We start from the raw sequence: 416 nt of genomic DNA, 5'->3' as shown, positions 1-416 counted from the left end.
GCATATTCCGGATAATTATCTCAGTCCTCAGACTTGTGCGGTGATGTTTTTGGCAGCGGCGCCTGTCGTGGTCTATTCGATCAAAAAAGTCAAAGTCAGACTGAAAGAAAAGAAAGAACTTGCTCCGATGCTCGGAGTTGCCGCATCATTGTCTTTTCTCATGATGATGTTCAACGTTCCGATTCCTGGAGGAACAACGGGACATGCCGTTGGAGGCACGCTGCTTGCAATTTTGATCGGACCGGATGCGGCCTGTATCGCTGTTGCCACGGCACTCTTGTTGCAGGCGTTTTTGTTTGGCGACGGCGGGATTCGTTCGCTTGGAGCAAATATTTTCAATATGGCCTGTGTGATGCCTTATGTCGGATATTGTATTTATTCATTCTTCAGGAAGAAAGGCCGTGACGGTATTGGAG

1 protein-coding gene is annotated in these 416 nt (G+C 48.1%); it reads left to right on the top strand.

The genetic code is table 11. The features are described 5' to 3' along the window. Positions 1 to 416: energy-coupling factor ABC transporter permease (locus KJQ99_RS09925; protein ID WP_214150744.1), on the top strand; the 416-nt coding region annotated here is incomplete at both ends.

This window comes from Campylobacter sp. 2018MI13 (assembly GCF_018501135.1).
Taxonomy (GTDB): Bacteria; Campylobacterota; Campylobacteria; order Campylobacterales; family Campylobacteraceae; genus Campylobacter_E.
Note: the sequence above shows the minus strand (reverse complement) of the source record. Positions and strands in the feature narration are given on the sequence as shown.